The organism is Clostridium sp. 2218st1_F5_2218SCRN_220325 (assembly GCF_039062665.1).
Lineage (GTDB): Bacteria > Bacillota > Clostridia > Peptostreptococcales > Peptostreptococcaceae > Intestinibacter.
The window spans coordinates 24,806-43,367 of the sequence record NZ_JBCLNH010000012.1 but is presented as its reverse complement, the minus strand read 5'-3'; the positions used below and the strand labels follow the sequence as shown (position 1 = coordinate 43,367).

General features: G+C 29.2%; 18 protein-coding genes and 2 CRISPR repeat arrays (1 of these 20 only partly in view). Of the genes, 15 read left to right on the top strand and 3 right to left on the bottom strand.

The annotated features are described in order from the left end of the window. Window positions 1–8 precede the first annotated feature (8 nt). The gene (locus ABCM86_RS08485) at window positions 9–644 is read right to left on the bottom strand and encodes a DUF975 family protein (RefSeq protein ID WP_195930754.1); all 636 of its coding nucleotides are present in this window, start codon (window positions 642–644) and stop codon (window positions 9–11) included. Window positions 645–795: 151 nt separating this feature from the next. On the opposite strand from ABCM86_RS08485, the gene ABCM86_RS08480 reads away from it, so the two are divergent. The 12 genes from ABCM86_RS08480 (at window position 796) to ABCM86_RS08425 (ending at window position 11,175) form a co-directional block, all read left to right on the top strand. After that, a complete protein-coding gene (locus ABCM86_RS08480; RefSeq protein ID WP_195930755.1) occupies window positions 796–1,839 on the top strand; it encodes an ABC transporter substrate-binding protein in 1,044 nt (347 codons plus the stop codon). A gap of 122 nt (window positions 1,840–1,961) precedes the next feature. Next, complete coding sequence (locus ABCM86_RS08475; protein ID WP_195930756.1) at window positions 1,962–2,204, top strand: phage holin; 243 nt, start codon at window positions 1,962–1,964, stop codon at window positions 2,202–2,204. A gap of 208 nt (window positions 2,205–2,412) precedes the next feature. Further along, window positions 2,413–2,787, top strand: coding sequence for a hypothetical protein (locus ABCM86_RS08470; RefSeq protein ID WP_295574275.1), 375 nt, complete (start codon window positions 2,413–2,415; stop codon window positions 2,785–2,787). 111 nt (window positions 2,788–2,898) lie between these two features. Continuing rightward, window positions 2,899–3,708 (top strand): hypothetical protein, encoded by an 810-nt coding sequence (locus ABCM86_RS08465; protein WP_195930758.1) that lies wholly within the window; start codon window positions 2,899–2,901, stop codon window positions 3,706–3,708. A gap of 180 nt (window positions 3,709–3,888) precedes the next feature. After that, a complete protein-coding gene (locus tag ABCM86_RS08460; RefSeq protein WP_295674901.1) occupies window positions 3,889–4,254 on the top strand; it encodes a hypothetical protein in 366 nt (121 codons plus the stop codon). A gap of 459 nt (window positions 4,255–4,713) precedes the next feature. Beyond that, window positions 4,714–5,907 carry a hypothetical protein gene (locus ABCM86_RS08455; protein ID WP_343003838.1) on the top strand — a complete coding sequence of 398 codons (1,194 nt, stop codon included), beginning with the start codon at window positions 4,714–4,716 and terminating at the stop codon, window positions 5,905–5,907. An 82-nt stretch (window positions 5,908–5,989) separates the two neighbouring features. Further along, the gene (locus ABCM86_RS08450; protein WP_343003837.1) at window positions 5,990–7,717 is read left to right on the top strand and encodes a hypothetical protein; all 1,728 of its coding nucleotides are present in this window, start codon (window positions 5,990–5,992) and stop codon (window positions 7,715–7,717) included. 166 nt (window positions 7,718–7,883) lie between these two features. After that, window positions 7,884–9,056, top strand: coding sequence for a hypothetical protein (locus tag ABCM86_RS08445; RefSeq protein WP_195930762.1), 1,173 nt, complete (start codon window positions 7,884–7,886; stop codon window positions 9,054–9,056). A gap of 176 nt (window positions 9,057–9,232) precedes the next feature. Then, entirely contained in the window at window positions 9,233–9,481 is a 249-nt protein-coding gene (locus ABCM86_RS08440) for a hypothetical protein (protein ID WP_295574282.1), read from the top strand. Window positions 9,482–9,860: 379 nt separating this feature from the next. Continuing rightward, window positions 9,861–10,295 (top strand): hypothetical protein, encoded by a 435-nt coding sequence (locus ABCM86_RS08435; RefSeq protein WP_295762514.1) that lies wholly within the window; start codon window positions 9,861–9,863, stop codon window positions 10,293–10,295. Between the two features lie 34 nt (window positions 10,296–10,329). Further along, complete coding sequence (locus ABCM86_RS08430) at window positions 10,330–10,764, top strand: hypothetical protein (protein WP_195930765.1); 435 nt, start codon at window positions 10,330–10,332, stop codon at window positions 10,762–10,764. 72 nt (window positions 10,765–10,836) lie between these two features. Further along, entirely contained in the window at window positions 10,837–11,175 is a 339-nt protein-coding gene (locus tag ABCM86_RS08425) for a hypothetical protein (RefSeq protein ID WP_195930766.1), read from the top strand. A gap of 101 nt (window positions 11,176–11,276) precedes the next feature. On the opposite strand, the gene ABCM86_RS08420 is transcribed toward ABCM86_RS08425, so the two are convergent. Together ABCM86_RS08420 and ABCM86_RS08415 are read right to left on the bottom strand one after the other, a co-directional pair. Continuing rightward, window positions 11,277–12,587 (bottom strand): DnaB-like helicase N-terminal domain-containing protein, encoded by a 1,311-nt coding sequence (locus tag ABCM86_RS08420; protein WP_343003836.1) that lies wholly within the window; start codon window positions 12,585–12,587, stop codon window positions 11,277–11,279. Between the two features lie 25 nt (window positions 12,588–12,612). Then, on the bottom strand, window positions 12,613–13,791 hold the full coding sequence (locus tag ABCM86_RS08415) for a hypothetical protein (RefSeq protein ID WP_343003835.1): 1,179 nt from the start codon (window positions 13,789–13,791) through the stop codon (window positions 12,613–12,615). A gap of 659 nt (window positions 13,792–14,450) precedes the next feature. Between ABCM86_RS08415 and ABCM86_RS08410 the strand changes: the two genes are divergently transcribed. The 3 genes from ABCM86_RS08410 to ABCM86_RS08400 all read left to right on the top strand — a co-directional run bounded on the left by ABCM86_RS08410 (window position 14,451) and on the right by ABCM86_RS08400 (window position 18,342). Further along, window positions 14,451–14,756, top strand: coding sequence for a Mor transcription activator family protein (locus ABCM86_RS08410; RefSeq protein ID WP_295674885.1), 306 nt, complete (start codon window positions 14,451–14,453; stop codon window positions 14,754–14,756). A 458-nt stretch (window positions 14,757–15,214) separates the two neighbouring features. Beyond that, window positions 15,215–16,564: a CRISPR direct-repeat array (repeat unit 30 nt; unit sequence GTTTAACAGTAACATATGATGTATTTAAAT). Between the two features lie 128 nt (window positions 16,565–16,692). Beyond that, a complete protein-coding gene (locus tag ABCM86_RS08405) occupies window positions 16,693–17,739 on the top strand; it encodes an IS1595 family transposase (RefSeq protein WP_295674883.1) in 1,047 nt (348 codons plus the stop codon). Between the two features lie 135 nt (window positions 17,740–17,874). Continuing rightward, window positions 17,875–18,342, top strand: coding sequence for a hypothetical protein (locus ABCM86_RS08400; protein WP_295674881.1), 468 nt, complete (start codon window positions 17,875–17,877; stop codon window positions 18,340–18,342). Between the two features lie 150 nt (window positions 18,343–18,492). After that, window positions 18,493–18,562: a CRISPR direct-repeat array (repeat unit 30 nt; unit sequence GTTTAACAGTAACATATGATGTATTTAAAT) (it continues 423 nt past the right edge of the window).

The following is an 18,562-nucleotide window of genomic DNA, read 5'->3' as shown; positions in this document are numbered from 1 at the left end:
AGTTAAACCTAAATCATAGGTTTATACAATTTTAATTCCAAATAGTAATTTGCAAATGTTATACCTGTATATGGCAATACCCAAAGTAGTCCAAGTCCAAGAGGTAGTATACCTAAGATAAACCATCCTATAAATGATAAACCTAAGACGATTATGTTCCAGAAGTTACCTTGTACTAAATTTATACTTTGTTTTGCAGCATCTATAATCGGTGCATCTGTATCTAATATTACTAATAATGAGAATGATAAGTACACTTCTATTACTGTTATACATATTCCTAAAACAAAACTCAATAATACTCCAGAATATATTGCTACATATTGTATAAGTGTAGTAGCTAAAGATAAAAGCAATGTATATACTATGCATTTTAAAACTTTCATCCAAGATGTCTTCATCCAAGAGAATTTAACTTGGTCGAAGTCGTCGTTTTTGGCTATATTCAAAAACAATGTAGTTGTAAAAACGCTAGCTATTGTTGTAATTACAACTTGGAATATTGAAGATAATGTGGAGTCATTTAACATTCCTATAATGAGTGCTTCCAATACATAAACTACTAAAACTGTAATTACAGGGACAATCCAAAAAGCGTTTAATTTTCTTTTGGCATCTTTTTTTATTTCTGCTCTAGTTTTCATAAGTCCAGCCTCCTATTTTATAATGAAAAATTTACTATTTTCCTTAATCGTAGCATATATTATAGAGTATAGTGTAAAATATTTAATTTTGTAACCAAACTGCAACCTATGAATATAATGAATTATGTTTGATTTTAGTGGAGGTATATCGATGTTCAAGAAAATTATTTCTATCGTAAGTGCAGCGGCTCTAGGGGTTTGCTGCTTAACAGGATGCAGTAATGATACTGCTGGTGATAAAGGCGATAAAGAATCAAAAGAGTTACAAAAAATAACTGTAGCAGAAGTTACTCACTCTGTATTTTATGCACCACAATATGTAGCTATGAGTAAGGGCTTCTTTGAAGAAGAAGGTCTAGAAATTGATTTAGTAAATACTCAAGGTGCTGATAAAACTATGTCAGCTTTAATCTCTGGAGATGCTGATATAGGACTTATGGGACCGGAAGCATCAATTTATATTTACAATCAAGGTGAAGACGATTATGCAGTTAACTTTGCACAACTTACTCAATGTGATGGTAGTTTCTTAGTTTCTAGAGAAAAAATAGATAATTTCTCTTATGACGATTTAAAAGGTAAAGAAGTTCTTGGAGGTAGAGCAGGAGGCGTGCCTTTAATGACTTTGGAATACGTTTTAAAACAAAATGGTGTTGAAATTGGAGAAGATACTGCTAGTGGTCAATGTAACGTAAGAACAGACGTTCAATTTGCAGCTATGGCTGGAGCATTTGCAGCTGGTGAAGCAGATTTCACAACAGCTTTTGAACCAACAGCTACTCAACTTGAAAAAGACGGTTCTGGATATATAGTTGCATCAATAGGTAAAGATTCAGGTAAAATACCTTACACTGCTTATTCTTCAACAAAATCTTATATGAAAGATAATAAAGAAGTATTAGAAAAATTCACAAGAGCAATATATAAAGCTCAACAATGGTGTAAAGATGCTAGCGATAAAGAAATCGCAGAAGCAATCCAACCTTACTTTGAAGACAATGATATAGACGAATTAGTTACAGTTGCTAAACAATATAGAAAAATAGGCGCTTGGTGTGAAAATCCATACTTTGAAAAAGAAAGTTTAGATAACTTGATGAAAGTTATGGAAACTGCTGGCGAACTTGAAAAAGAAGCTCCATATGATAAGATAGTTGATACTAGTATAGCTCAAAAAATAATAGATGAAAAATAATTATAGGAAATAAATAGTTTGGTTATATAAATAGAACATTTGAAGTAGTTTTTTCATAAAAGAAAATAAGGGGTAGTTAACAAGAGGTATTTGGGGATAGCTCATAAAAAGGAGTTGATCTTATGGAAGTTAAGAAAGACACAATTATACGTACAACAGTTTTGGTAATTGCCCTTTTAAACCAAATTTTGACTAGCACAGGTCACGATATTTTGCCGATTTCTGATGAAGAAGTCAGCCAAGTGATATCACTGGCATTTACAATAGGTGCGTCAATTTGGGCTTGGTGGAAAAACAACTCATTTACAAAAGCTGCTATAGAAGCGGATAAAGTTTTAAATGAAAAAAAGTCCAATAATAATTAGGTTTAGATGCTTGGAGTTTTTATAGATTCCAAGCATTTTTATGTGATTAAATATAACAAAATAAAATGGTAAAAAAATCTAATGACTTGCTTGACAAATAAATAACAGTTAGATTAAAATGATAAATATGTAATATTAAAGATGCAAAAATACAAGCAAAATATATAAAATACAAGCAATAAATAATATTAAATAAGGGGGAATTAATATGAACAATGAAGTAAATACTTTATTTAGGTCTTATAATGATTTAGACTTAGTAAAAGCAGAGAACATAGTATTAGAATCTGAAACAAAGTTAGACGATAAAGAGAGAAAAATCTTAATGCATGTTTTTTCAGCATTTAAGAAAAATAAATTCCAAGATAGAAATATAGTATGCTCTATTAAAGACATATGTGAAGACGATTTAATACAACTTCAAGACAAAAGAGTTATATTAATAAATATAGATAGAAAAGAATACGTACTTACACAATGGTACAAAATGAGAAGACAAAAGGGGACTAATGCCGTAGTTGTTGAGCTAGACGATATGGTATGTGAGTATTTTAGGCTATTTCCATCAAATTATTTAAATTAGCATGCAGGAAAAGGGTTTCAGGAACTTATTTTACTAAAATATAAATAAATTACCTAATAGTTGTAAAAATGTATTATAATACCTATATACATATATATAGGAGGAATACATTTGAAAAATTTTACAAAAAAATTATTTACATTAGGTATAATATTTACACTAATAATTGGGATGGTTGGATGTTCTAAACCACAGAAAAAAAAAGAGGTTGTTCTTACTAATACACAAGAACAAGAAAAAACTATTTACGATTTAAATGGTATACAAAGCTATGAAGAGATCGATTCAAATGCGATTGTAGAAATTAAAAAATCTATGGCACAAGATGAAAATGTATTTGTAAAACAGATGTTTAATACATTAGCAGACGTTATAGAATTATTGCCAGAGGGCGTAAAAACACTACAACTGAGCGTATTTGCATCTAATATAAGTACAGATGACGACTTTTTAATATTTTCATGCACAATACCAGAAGATGGCCTAAACAATATAAGAAAAGAGAAACTAACTTCTATAGAAGGATTGTCTAAAAACTGTGAACAACTATACATAGACGAGATAGTGTCTGAGGAGGCTGTAAAAAACGTAATATGGCCAGGAGCAGAGGGATCTATAGTATATGAGGCTCCAGAAGAAAAAACTTACGAATCTGAAGAAAGTACAACAATACAAAGTCAGACAAGCTCTACTCAAGATTTTGACAAAGGTTACTGTGATATGTGTGGCGATTATGGAAAAATGTATCAATTAGTAGGATATGACCTTTGTTTAGATTGTTATAATGAGTATAATGTAAGATGTGCAGACTGTGGTACGTCGCTTGCGTTTACTGATTTTGCGATTAAGGCACCTAATGGGACTTGGTACTGCGTATTTTGTGGAGAAGATAGAGGATATTCGTACGACGATATATATTAAAATTTAAAATATGATTATATAGTATAATTTGATATAAAAAGAGATGGTGATTCACCGTCTCTTTTTTGCTATGAAAGTATGTTAGAAAAATAATGAAAATATTCAGAAAGTTGCTTGACGTCCAAATAACAATTGTATAAAATTAATATTAATAAATAATATCAACAGGGGGTATTCATTATGAAAGGAAAAGTAAATACTTTATTTCTAGGCAACAATAAAGAGTTATTGGAAAAAGACAATGTGGCGTTAGAATGTGAGAAAGATTTAACAGATATAGAAAAAGACATACTAAAAGACATATTTGCTGAAATAAAGAAAAATGACTTTGAAAATAAGGGGATTAAGTTTTCACTAGATGATTATTCAAAAGACGATTTAATAAAACTTCAAAACAAAAAGGTTATGATAATCAATATAGAAAAGAAAGAATATGTTTTAACACAATGGTATAATATGCTTTGGAATAAAGAAAGCAACGAAGTTGTAATACAAGTAGAAGACATAGTGTTTGAATACTTAAGATTATTTGTATTAAATAAATAAACAATATAAAGGACAGTTTCTAAACTGTCCTTTTTTAATTTATGGACTTTAGTCTGTTGAGTATGATTGCATACTCAATGATTTATATATTTTAGAGTTTTGTAGATATAAATATGCCAAAAATATATATAAGTATCTTCATATATGTATAGGGATTTTAATCATATTAGCTTTAGTGATGATTTCTCTAAGTATAGAGAATTTAATCCACCAGTTGGCATATGAAGAAAAATCAGAAGTCTTATTTGGGTCAAACGTCTGTATTGCTTTATAAAGACCTAACTTCCTAAATCAGAATTTGAATCTAGATTTTGACTAGATATGATAGATATGTTTTTCATAGCAATCCATCCTATATAATAATATACTTTATAGTATAATTATAGTATAAATTAAGCAAAAACAAAAATATAATAATAGATATAAGGTCAAAGTTGAGATTTTAAAGGGGGATACATTATGGAGGCGTTTAGTCGTTTATATTTAAATGATTATGAATTGTTAAAAGACAAAAATGATGTTTACGGGGTATTGATTTCTGTCTTTTCGGAAAGCGACAAGATTATAACCCAGGAAATAGAGTATGAAGAAGAGAGCACAAAAGTTAGATATATATTGAGTTGTAAAAATTACTCAGACAAATTAGATATTATGGGATTTACTTTAAAAAAGGCTTATGATGAGTTTTTTAAAGTGAGAAATATATATGAGTCAAAGAGTGAATTTATAAAAATCCTAAATAGGAGTATAGAGTTTATTATAGATAATAATATTTATGACGAGTATTTTTTAGACAGAGAAAATTTAGAAATCTTGGAAAATGACAAAGATTTAGAAGATATGGTTTTATTTATTTTGAGAAATAAGGATATTTTATGGGGCGGGAGTTTTATAGATATCAGGTTTATTTTGAGGATTGTGTTGTCGCTTTATAGTGATTCTAAGATTATATATGATGTGAGCGAGATTATAGCAAATGGCTATTTTGATGAGGATTTTGAGTTTAGCAAAAGCGCCAAAGAAACTGCAAAATCTGAATATATAATAAATGAAAAGATTATCGTCCTTACAGAGGGAAAGTCAGATGCATGTGTTTTGGAGACTGCGCTAAATATCTTATACCCCCACTTATCAGAATACTACTCATTTTTAGATTTTAAGGCCACAAGACTTAGGGGGAGTGCTGATGCGCTTGTATCTACTATAAAAGCGTTTATCTCATCTGGAATAGCAAACAGAACTATTGCAATATTCGACAACGACACAGCGGGGCAAGAGGCCATGAAACTTTTAAGCGGGATAGAAATACCAAACAATATAAAAGTGCTTAAATATCCAGACTTGGAAATTGCGAAAAAATACCCCACAAAAGGCCCAACAGGAGATGTCGTAATGGATATAAACGGGATGGCGTGCAGTATAGAGTTATATCTCGGAAAAGACATCTTAACAGAAGACGAAGATAACTTAATTCCGATACAGTGGATTGGGTATTTTGAAAGTGCGGGCAAATACCAAGGCAGGATTTTAGATAAGGCAAACTGTCTAAAAAAATTTTTTGATAGAATGAATGATAAAGACATAAGCAGGGAAAACTTTGATTTTAGCGGGTTAGACGATATTTTAAAGATGATTTTTGAAGCATTTAATTAAAATTTACAAGCCAAAAATGTAGTACTATAATATATATAAAGGAAATTTGGAAAGAAAGTGAGTGAGAATAGGGGGACTCTATATGGGAGAAGAGAAAAACAGTATTGTCAATAAAATTCCAGAGGAGATAAAGCTGTATAATACATTATATTTAAAGTACAGAGAATATGGAAAAGAAGCGAGAAATACATTTAATAAGATCTTAGGTGAATATAAGGGACTAGACGATTTAGTTTCAGACGGATTTGATACGAGCCTAGACATTATCAAAACTTACATAGATTACGCTGTAGATATATTAAAAGATATGGATGTAGAAAATATAACAGAAGAAAATTTCACACAAAAATACTACCAAAAATACTGCACCTTTGGAGATGTATTTAATAATTTAGAAAATCAATATAAAAAAATCGAAAAATCAAATCACGACAAAATACTCAAGGAAAAAACAGAAATTTTTAACTCAGAAGAAGTAAGAGAAAATATATTAAACTCTATTGAAAACAGTGTAGTAGATATACATGAGGCAATCTTGGACTGTGTAGAAAACGAGACAGATAAGGACTTGTATAGAGTTACATCAGATGATAAAAAAGAGGCACAGGATTTACTTTTTAAATTAAAATCAGAATCGAAGTTGTTGAGAAACGACGAAAAGCTAAATATTTTAGAGAAAATGCTCGGCTCAAATCCATATCTAGAAGAAACTTATTTTTATTTATTAGATATAAATAAAGGCGACAAAAACAACCAAATAGAACAATACGCTAACTACTTTGGGATAGACTTAGCAAAGAGAAAATCAGAAATTATAAATTCTGAGATAAATAAATATCTAAAGGACAATTTAGATAATGTAGGATTAAAAGACAAAAAAGAAATTCTAAATTCGTATTGTGAAAATTATTTTAGCCAAAAATACAAACAAAAAGATACATACTCAAACAAAGTCTATTTAGACAATTTAAATAAAATATATAAAGATACATTTAAAACACCGAATCTAAATGAAGATGTAAATGAGCTTATAGACGAGTGTAATTTTATTTATGAAAAATATAATGATGAGAGATTTTTAAATATAAAAAACGAGATAGAAAAAAGTCTGTTAAACAGCAAAACTATCTCAAATCTTAAAAAAGAAAGCGATAATGAAATAAAAATTGAGATAAAAGAAGATGAGGCAGAAATAGAAAAAGAAGCTCAAAGAGAATATAAATTAGAATCAGAAAGAGAAGAGCCAAAACACGACGACCAACGCGACGAAAAGCATGACCAAAAACACGACAAACACAACCAAGAACATCACAACCAACACGACATCAAGATAAAATCAGAAAATTTACCACAAATTAAAAACAAACAACCTAAACAAAAAAATCAACTAACTTATGATGAATATGCAGTAGCAGCAGAGCCTACACAAAAAAAGAGCACTTTGTCATATGGATTTAAAATAGCGAGTTTAATTTTTATGTTGTTCTCTGGAGTTATGTTGTTTGATCTATTTATACAGATATTAGACAATAGATTTATTTATGGAAGAGATTTATTATTATCATATGTCACAGTAGGGATTTTGTTTGGGCTTAGTTTAGTCTGTAATTATGCTGCGATTAAAAAAACTCACCCATACGGAAAGATAGTATCCAACAAAAGTATACTAATCAGGGTATTTATAGCGATTATATCTTTTATAGGCGGTACAATATCGGATAAAACATATATAGAGGCGTTTTGTCTTACAATCGGGATAATGGTATTTTTATATATTATAAGAGATTGCCTTTTTAGACGAGGGGAATAAAGATTATTATTGTCGGGACTTTTTAAGTGGTTCATTTTAATTTAAATTTATATTGATTTTCATTGTACTATCGTTCTGGTCTATTTATTTTGGAAAAAACGCCTATTTTACATAAAATCATTATATAATAATAGTAAGTAAACTGACTTTTGTGAGGGGGCGTAGTATGTGGTTTAGAAGAAGAAAAATAAAAAGCAAGCAACCATCAGAAATCAGCAAACAAGATATAGAAGAAAAGAAAATTGTCGAGGCTAAATTAGCCAAGGAAATTAGACAACATTATATAAGTATTTCAAATGCGACAACTGTTATTTGTTATAATATAAATTGGAATAATAAGAATCTAGAAAAATTTTGGAAAAAATATCGCCAAAACCCCGAGTTTTTATCTCTAAGGGGGCTTGATATTGTGATTTCAATGTATAAATTGGCGGGGGACGTAAATAGTTATTTCGATTTACATAAAAAAGTATTTAAACGCGATGTAGTAGAAAAAATTTCAAAAAGGCATTTTTACCAAGACGCAGTAGACAAGATTATGACAAATTACGATAATTCATGCAATCAGATTATTAAAAAAAATCATGGATTTGAAGGTAATTCATATTTTGAAAAGGCACAAGGATGTGGATTTATCCAGCTTTATAATAATTTTAGAAATAGAGATTGGGATTATTTTGTATTTAATCTTGTATTTAATATATATAAATACGACGTGGAAAGTTTTAATAGAAGTGGGTTGAATTTTTCACAAAGCGAACTAAAACAACTCTACAAAGAATCTGGGGATGAATTGCTGTTTTTTACGGTGCAATATGGCTATGCATTTTTGTTTATGTCGTATATCTTAATGCTTAGAAAATACGAGGTGTTTATCCAAAATGATATAGTCTTGTTGGTCTTAGAGCAGATAAAAAGTGATAATGATGACAAAATGGATATTTTTCAAGAATTTTACCTTCTATACAGCAGTTTATATAGAAGTGCATATGATGAGGAGTATTCTTATGATGAAATAGCTACATTTATTATTAAACAAGAAAATATAGAGAAAAGAGATATGTTTTTAGATTGTGATTATTATAAAGAAGATTTAAATGATTTTAAAAAGGACAAAAACTTTAAAAAAATGCTATTTAATATAGATAAAGTCGAGTTTTTCAATAAACACTCTAAAAAAGATCCTTATATAAAAGAAAACAGAGATTATTTTTATAATGAGTTGTTCGACTATCTTATGATAAAATGCATGGACTATCTAGATGATGATGAGTTTTTGAAGATTTTGTTTTGTAAAGAAGCCTATATAGATAAGTTCTTGAGATTTGGCTTATTTTAAATAACCTCCATTTTATGGTATTATAGAAAATGATATAAACAAAGTTTAGAAAAACTTAACAAGTATAAGTTTAAAAAGACTAAATAAGTATAAGTTTAGAAAATCTGAATAAGTTTATAAAAGGAAACAATACTATTATTAATGACAAGTGAAATATAAAGGTGGAGGTATTATTTATGAAAAGGATAATTATCGTACTTGGAGTAGTTTTATGTTTATTTATAAATGGATGTATCGATAAGGACAAGCAAAACTCTTCAGACGACAACAGTGATGCAATCGAAAATATAGACGAAAATTATCTAGACGAAGACAATGACGACATAAACGACAAAGACGACGACGGATACGAAGATGAAGACGAAGACGACGGGGCAAGTGATGCCGAAGACCAAGAAAACGAGAAAGATAACGCAGATTTTTAAATTTAAAAAAAAATTTACAAAATGTGTTTAAAAAGTGAAAACCTGTCTACAATAAAAATATACTTATTTATATACAATGCATAAACTTTAATCCAAAAAACCCATAATAAAATTAATTAAAGACATTTTGTTCCTTGTTTGTTGCAATGGCCGTTCGGAAGGTCATATAATAAGCCCATAATTATTATGCATAATCAAGGAGCAAGAGATTCCAATCTTGCTATTTGCCAATCGGACTTTACATACATAACTCTCGGTTCGATTGGCACTTTTTTTTTACAACAATTTATTTTCACAAATTATTAAAGTAATTTATTGAAAATTACGAAAAATATACCTACAATATAATTAATAAGTAGATTTTTAAGGGGATGATAATATGGAGTTTTATAGAAGAAAGTCACTACTTAAAAAGACTCTCAAAGAAACTGGCTTATTTTCAGCATTCGACGTTTTACAAGACGACAGCAAGATGTTGAGACTAAGTTTAAAACCATCAGTTAGAATGTTTGCTGGGGACTTTTATGAAGTATCCATATCAATACCGAATTCTAGTTGTTATAATTCAATAAATTATGTTATTGCAAAATTAGAAGACAACAAAAAGAAAAATTTAGTGCTTAGATTGTTGCATAAATACAACAACGACAGCTTAGTTATAAAATACTACATTACACCACAAAATTTTATAACGGCGAAAATAGCATATATCGGATCAGGCAATAACTTTAGTGGATACGAATTTATCGAACTATTGCAAGATGGTTTGGGAATTGTATCAAATGTCAAAGATGATATAATGGACATCTTATAAGTTTTATATTATTTTTTATTTAGGGGGCGAGATTATGAATTTTGCTGAGAAAAAACCGATATTAATCCACGAGTTGCAAGAGTCGAGAACTTTAAATAGATTTGAAATAATAGAAAATAACGAAAACAGACTATGTCTTTATACACTACAAGATGTATATGGGATGAAATATCCTTGTGAAATTAGACTATTTATGATTTCTGACAACCCGTTTACAGTCGTCACTTATAGATTTATGAAGGGGAAAAACTCAGATTATCCGATTGAATTATTGGAATTTCTAAACGAATACAACGAAAAATACGAAGCATTTAAATTTTATATAAATAGCGAAAATGTAGTTGTGGGCGAACTTGTATATGCTCATGGAGAAGATACATTCGACAGCGAAGAATTAGTAGAGCAGATAAAATATGGAATCGAATGTGTGAGCTTTGTGCACCAAGATATGCTTAGAAGATTTTTATAATCAAGATAAACTACAATCAAAGTAATAAACCTCCTTATTTTATCATATATAAATATAAGGAGGTGGGCGATTGTGAAAGAAGTGGGGATTGAGCGCTTTGTCGAAACACTCGAAAATAAGGAATTATATCGAACTGATTTGAATCGTCCAGGCAGAGAATGTACAGTGATGTATCATTCGAGAGATAACCCAATACACTTGGTCCTGGATTGTAACGTTATTATGAGATTTGGTGACAAAATTTTGTTGTTATCCAAAGACGCAAACAGCACGAGCAAAATTGGGTTTAGAGCCATAAGGACATTTAAGATTGGATCAGAAGAAGAAGACGATAACGAGACGAAATACTATGATTTTGAAATAGAATTAAAAAACGGAGATTATATAGAATTTAGTTTTATTGAAGAATAAAGTTTAAATAAAAAGGCGTGAGGGATCACGCCTTTTGCTATTGTAAAATTTGGGGGGATTGTGATTCTATTTAACGAGTTTGTGATAAGGAATTTAAGTGTTTATAAAAAACTTCCTTGTTCTAGTTTTGGGGAGTAGCCGTAGTCTTTTTGCAGTTCTGATTTTCCTTGGGTGAAAAATCTCTTTCTATCGCTGTCAAAGTGTAGTTTTAGTTTTTTCTTTATTATGCCTGTGATTCTGTTTTTTAGAAGGAGGATGTAGGTTTCGGGCTCGCTGTTTTCGCGAGTCGCTTTAAATACGTAGTCCGCCAAGTTTGGGATTTCGCTTGCTCCTGATATTTCAAAAACGTGTGGCTCACGATTTAAAAGTGAGCTTTTGTTGGAGTGGGCGACTAGGATTATGACGAGGTCGTATTTTTTTGCTAAGTTTTTTAGTGATTTTACGGCGATAATTTGTTTTTCGTATTTGTCAGAACCGCTACATTCTAGCGTCATCAAGTTGTCTAATATAAACAGTTTTACATTTTTCTTAATTGCAGCGTACTCAATGGCATTTACTAAATTTATCTCGTCGGCTGTGGCGTCTTTTGAATAATAAAACAGCCTGTCTTTTGCCCAATTTAAAATTTCCTCGCGACCTTCTGGCGTAACTTTTGTATATCTTCCAAAAGAATTAATACAAGATGAGAGGTGGTTTGGATTTGCGACAGTTTTACAAAACCAATCCAACGACATCTGGTAAGAAAGTTCACCAGAATATAAAAATCCATTAAAGCCCAAGCTCATAGCATTAGACAAAATCTGATTTAAAAATGTACTTTTTCCAGAGCCGGGATTACCTGTCAAAACAGTCAGTGTGCCGAAGTGTAGCCCGCCGCCGGTCGCCGAATCAATCGCAGAAAAGCCAGTTTGGATACTTCCTACATCATCAACTTGAGGGGCAATAGTTGACACATCTATAATCAAATCCTCTACATTTCCACTGTCAAAAAGTGTCGCTTTTAAGTCGTCAGAAAACTGTAGAAGGTCTTTGCTATCTAGCTTTTTGATGTCTTTTGTAGTGTTTGAAAGCAGGTCCTTTATGCTGCGTTTTGTCGCCAAATCCTTGACAATTTTCATGTGAAACGATACATTGTCAGAAACTGAAATGAGAGCAGTCAGCCCAGCAAGATAAGAAATTCCACCTGCCTTTTCGAGTATGTCGTTTTTTTCAAGCTCAGCCCTCAAAGTCACCGGATCGATTCCGATATTAGTGTCGTATAGCTTTTTCATATATGTGTAGATGATTGAATGTTGAGTGTAGAAAAAGTCGTCCGCGCACAAGTTGACCCTGTTGCCCTCGATAATTACATCATTTTCTAAAAATACACAGCTCAAAATATTTCTTTCCGCATCTAAGTCATATAAATTCATAAAAATCACCTCGATTTTAAATTTACTACATATCTTCAAACTCGCTTAAGTCCGAGCTTGAATACTGATTTAACTGTTTTGAAGATAAACTTTGTTTTGAATATAGACTGCATTGTGAAAGCAGGTTTTTCTTTGAAGTTTCAAAGTTTTTTCTAGCTAGAACCTTTTCATAACAATCCCTGAAATACCAAGGGTTTAAAATATGAGTACCCCAAAATCCATTTTCTAGATAAATCCACTTGATAAGCTCCGTAACCTCTTGGAAGTTTCGGTTGTCTTTGTTTAAAATAATATCAAACGCCTTTGACCAATCGTTAAAATTAGGCTCTTTGAACGTTGGGTTGTTTTTCTTTATCAGAGTCCACATAAGCTCAGAAAGTAAAAATTCCGCACTCACGTCATCTTTGTACTGTGATGTGATAGATTTATTTGATAGATTAATTATTTGGTTAGACTCTAAAGACGAAGGTGGTTGCTCAGAAGATGTAGGTGATTGTTCTAAAGACGAAGGTGGTTGCTCAAAAGATGTAGGTGTTTGTTTTAAAGACGAAGGTGGTTGCTCAAAAGATGTAGGTGTTTGTTTTAAAGACAAAGGTGATTGCTCAGAAGATGTAGGTGTTTGTTTTAAAGACGAAGGTGACGACTCAGAAGATGTAGGCAATTGTTCTAAAGACGAAGGTGATAATTCAGAAGATATAGAACTAGTATTTAAAGATAAGTTTTCTTCATCTAAATTATTTAAATTATTGACTTTATCAAAAGGCTCAGCACTTTTTTCATATGCGTCAATATCTGACATTAGAGAAGATATTTCGTCTTTTGTTAAACTAGATTTTTTCTTAGTTTTCTTAGATGATTTAGAGTGTGAAGGACTTTGTGTAGATATAAGTTTTATAAAATTTTCTCCAAGTGTATAGTAAGTATAACTGCCATTTTCTTTTAATAAGACTCTTTTCAAAACGCCACATTCGCATATTTTTCTAAGTCTTCTATAAAAAGCATTTGTCTGCATACTTAAAATTGGAAGTTCGTCAGTTAGTTTTTTGTGGCGAATCCAGTAGTATTTTTCGCCATTTATAAACTCTGTGCGCATATTTCCAGAGTCTTTAAAATCTACAAACCATCTAAGTATTATCAAATCCAAAGCATCAAGACCAAGATCTTTTGCAACTTTTTGAGAAAATCCTTCTATTGTGTACTTCATAATAAAACCTCCTAAAAAAATTTTTAAAAAATATGTATAATATAAAATAATAATGTCCATAATGTAGTTAGATAAATAACTAACTCTTTTGAAACTTCAAAAGAGACAGTACTCATGAGAGCAGGTACTCATTGTTTTTCATCAATTATTCATTTGTATCACTTAAAATATTAATGATATAATTTAAAAAGTCATTAATAAAGCTGGACTTTCTGGTTTGCTCTCAAGTTAAATCACAACATACATAAACATCCTGCTGGAAGGTCCAGTTTATTACTTTTATAATATAATAGTAAATAAAAATAATATAAAAAATCCAACAAACTACTTGAAAAAAATATTTTTTTTAAAGTTTGACAAAAACAGTAAAAAATTTTTATTTTTTTTAAGAATTTTAAAAAAGTCAGGAGGATTTTTTATTTTTTTGTATAATTATATATTATAAGAAAGTTAGAAATCCAAAAATAGTTTTTTATATAGTTATAATACTTCATATATATAACTAGTAAGATGTTTTAAAAAATATAATATAGAGCTAATACTTTTCATATAGGGATTTCGCTTTTAAATTATAATAAAGGAGGGATGATAAGTAGAAAATTTAAGATATCAGTATTATACAAGCACAATAAAAAAATTAAAGAAAAGGGGAGGAAATTATGAAAAAAAATTATGAAGTTGATGAAAGATATCTTAAAGTAGTTCCAATAAACCTACACTCTTTTGTAAAAATAGTTGGAATCGAATGTTATGAAAAGATAGTAGAAGAGTATGGTGGGGGAGGAATATATATTCCATCTCAGAAAAAACACGATATATCAAAAAAGAATAGAGCGATATATGAAGATTATAGGGATAAAAATATGAACTATAGAGATCTTCGTAAAAAATATAAACTTAGTGAAACGACAATAAGAAAAATAATCGACAAATGTTTAAAAGAGGATTATAAAAATAAAAAGTAAGATAATATAATAAGATGCAAGAATGATGAATAATATAGTCAAAGGCCCATAACTAGATTGAAATTTAGATTTAGTTATGGGCTTTTAAAAGTATGTGGAATTAATATTGAAATTTTTTGGCGAATTTGATAATCTTTATTATATTAAGATTAATTATACTGATTTTAATATCAACATAAGATGTTTTTAAATTATATTTAACTTATAAGTAATTTATAATTAACCGTAACATGTGATGTATGAAAAGCTGGAGAGTATTTTGACTTTCTGGCTTTTTTTGTTATTTTTTCCAATCGAAAAAATTTGTTTTGACTTGGGTTGGTGATGTTGCAAGGGCTTGAGGGTGTTTTTTGATTTTTTTATGGCATTGGGGGTTTGGTTGGAAATAATTCTTAGAAATGTTGGTATTTGGGGAAGTGTGTGATATTATATAAATGTAGAATGTGTAAAATAGGGTGGTTTAACAGTAACATATGATGTATTTAAATAGGTAGGCTTAAAGAGGTACAAGATACTAATGTTAGTTTAACAGTAACATATGATGTATTTAAATTACTGCGTGGTACTCCCAGTATTGGAGAACAATAAGGTTTAACAGTAACATATGATGTATTTAAATTGTTGTATTATATATCTATCAAAAGTGACTTGATACGTTTAACAGTAACATATGATGTATTTAAATATAAATTTAATAGTTTGAGTCTGATTGAAAAATACACGTTTAACAGTAACATATGATGTATTTAAATCCATGACAACATCGCAAAAGATGGATTATCTTAGAGTTTAACAGTAACATATGATGTATTTAAATATATATTGGCCAACTTCCATAGACCCATCTGAAGCCAGTTTAACAGTAACATATGATGTATTTAAATAACATTCCGACTCCTGTATCTGTTACGGTAAATACAGTTTAACAGTAACATATGATGTATTTAAATTAGCTCCACCTACTGCATAAGCTAATTTTTCTACATTGTTTAACAGTAACATATGATGTATTTAAATGCTTATCTTCAATATCTTCTAACGTATAAATATATGTTTAACAGTAACATATGATGTATTTAAATTTTTTTCTAGGAATAAATAACGTAACATCTTGATGTGTTTAACAGTAACATATGATGTATTTAAATAAAATAAAAATAAAATTAGGATTAGCCGATGATTCAGTTTAACAGTAACATATGATGTATTTAAATAATAGTAATCCGTATTTAATTGGATTAACATTTGTTGTTTAACAGTAACATATGATGTATTTAAATTGAAAGATATTAATCGTAAATTTAAAAACAATCCAGCGTTTAACAGTAACATATGATGTATTTAAATAGTATCGAATTTCCTTCTGCTACATAAGCATCCATGTTTAACAGTAACATATGATGCATTTAAATTTATCTGTTTTGAATGTATATCCTAAATCTCTACATGTTTAACAGTAACATATGATGTATTTAAATATCATTAACTTTTCTGCCTCATCAAGATATCCTTCTGTTTAACAGTAACATATGATGTATTTAAATAGTTGAAAACTTATAGAAACTAGACCTAAGCACTCTGGTTTAACAGTAACATATGATGTATTTAAATAGTATTTTTTATTAGGCTTCCAGAGCTAGACAGGGCGTTTAACAGTAACATATGATGTATTTAAATCATATTTTGATTTAATTAATTTAAAGGTTAACGTGTTTAACAGTAACATATGATGTATTTAAATGATATAGTTACAACAGTAGAAACTATAACAACTAATTGTTTAACAGTAACATATGATGTATTTAAATACTGCTGAACGTGGTACACATTTTAATTCGGCTATGTTAGCTAACTTTGTGATTAATTATATCTAAAATAGGTTATAATATAGATATTAACTATATTTCAACCTATTTTAGAAAGGATATATAATATTATGCCAAAGACAGATATAAAAGCTATGATAAAAGATTTAAAAAAGAGTGAACTTAGAGAGTTAATTTCAGTAGCGCAAGAAGTACTAAGTAGCTTATTTAATTCATCTGAAATTAGAGATAATGTTAAAGAAAGTAGATTTTCAAAGGGATATGAATGTCCTAAATGCCAATGTAAAAATGTAAATAAGAATGGAAAATCTAACGGAAGACAGAGATATATCTGTAAAAATTGTCGTACAAGCTTTGATGAATTTACTCTTTCTCCATTCTCTAATACAAAATTAGGTCTAGATAAATGGCTAAAATACTGTGAATTAATGATATTAGGACTTTCTATAAGAAAATGTGCCGAAGAAATTGGAGTAGGTGTTAAAACATCTTTCTATATGCGTCATAGGATACTTGATGTAATAAATCTATCATTAAAAAATGATAAAGTTGAAGGTATAGTTGAAGTTGATGAATGCTTTATTAAGGAATCTTTTAAAGGAAACCATTCTAAAAGTACTACATTTGTGATGCCTAGAGAACCTAGAAAAAGAGGCAAAGGTAAAAATGATAAGAAAAAAAGAGGAGTTTCAAAAGAACAGATTTGTATAGAAACTGCAATTGATAGAAAAGGAAATATTCTTATGGGTGCGGTTTGTAATAGTAGAATTACAACGAATCAAATAATTAACTTCTTTGATAATAAAATATGTGAAGAAACTACTTTTTGTGTGGATTCACATAAGTCATATATAGGAGTAAAAGATAAATTAAATATAGAATTAAAACAAATTCCTAGAGGTAAATCTATGATAGATAGTGTTTATCATTTACAACATATAAATGCACTTCATAGTAGTTTTAAAAGATGGATAATGCATTTTAATGGTGTATCTACAAAATATATATCAAACTACTTAGCTTGGTTTAAATTTCTCCAATTAAGTAAGAAGAATAAGAAAACCGATAGAATTAAAGATATGTTAGTAAATGTAGCTACTAAAGAAACACTTGTAACAAGAGATACTATTAGAAATAGACTTATTGAACTAACTTAAAATAAGATATTGCAGTTTAAAATTAATGAAATTATTTTTTGCAATTGGAAAATAATTGAATATTAAGTATAATATAGTCATAGTTCAGAATTGTTATATATTATGAATTAGGGAATAAAAAATAGGGGGTATTTTATGAGAAAGTATATTTTAATATCATGTATTTGTGCGTGTATGTTATCATTAATAGTAGGTTGTGAAAATATTGATTCTAATAAATCAGATGTAGATGAATCAATAAAAGTAGAAGCACAGAATGAGAATGTAATTGATTTTTATGAAAATCCAGTTTTAGTTGATAATGAAGATTTAAAAATAAGTGCTGTAAATCTTCAATATAAGGACAATGCTGGCATGATTGAACTAATCATAGAAAATAAATCTGATGAATTGATTTCTGTGAGTTTAGATAAACTATTTTTTAGCGATAAAGAAAGAGATGCACACCTTTCATGCAATATAAATTCAAACTCTAGTGCTAACGAATACATATATATAGAAAGTATTACTTCAATAAATGATTTTCATGACAAGATAGAAGGAACTTTAAATGTTTTAATAAATAAAAATAATAACCAGTATGAATTTATGTTTAAAGGATAATTGACTTTATTAATATATTGATAATTATTTATAGTAAATTATAAAAATAACCATATCTTAGGATTTAATATATTAGAAACACTAAGATATGGCTATTTTTATATCATATTTATCACAAAGAAAGCTAACATAGCCTTTAATTCAAATATAGTTTAACAGTAACATATGATGTATTTAAATGATACTTTAGCTCCGCCAACAAATGTAGTAAATTCTTGTT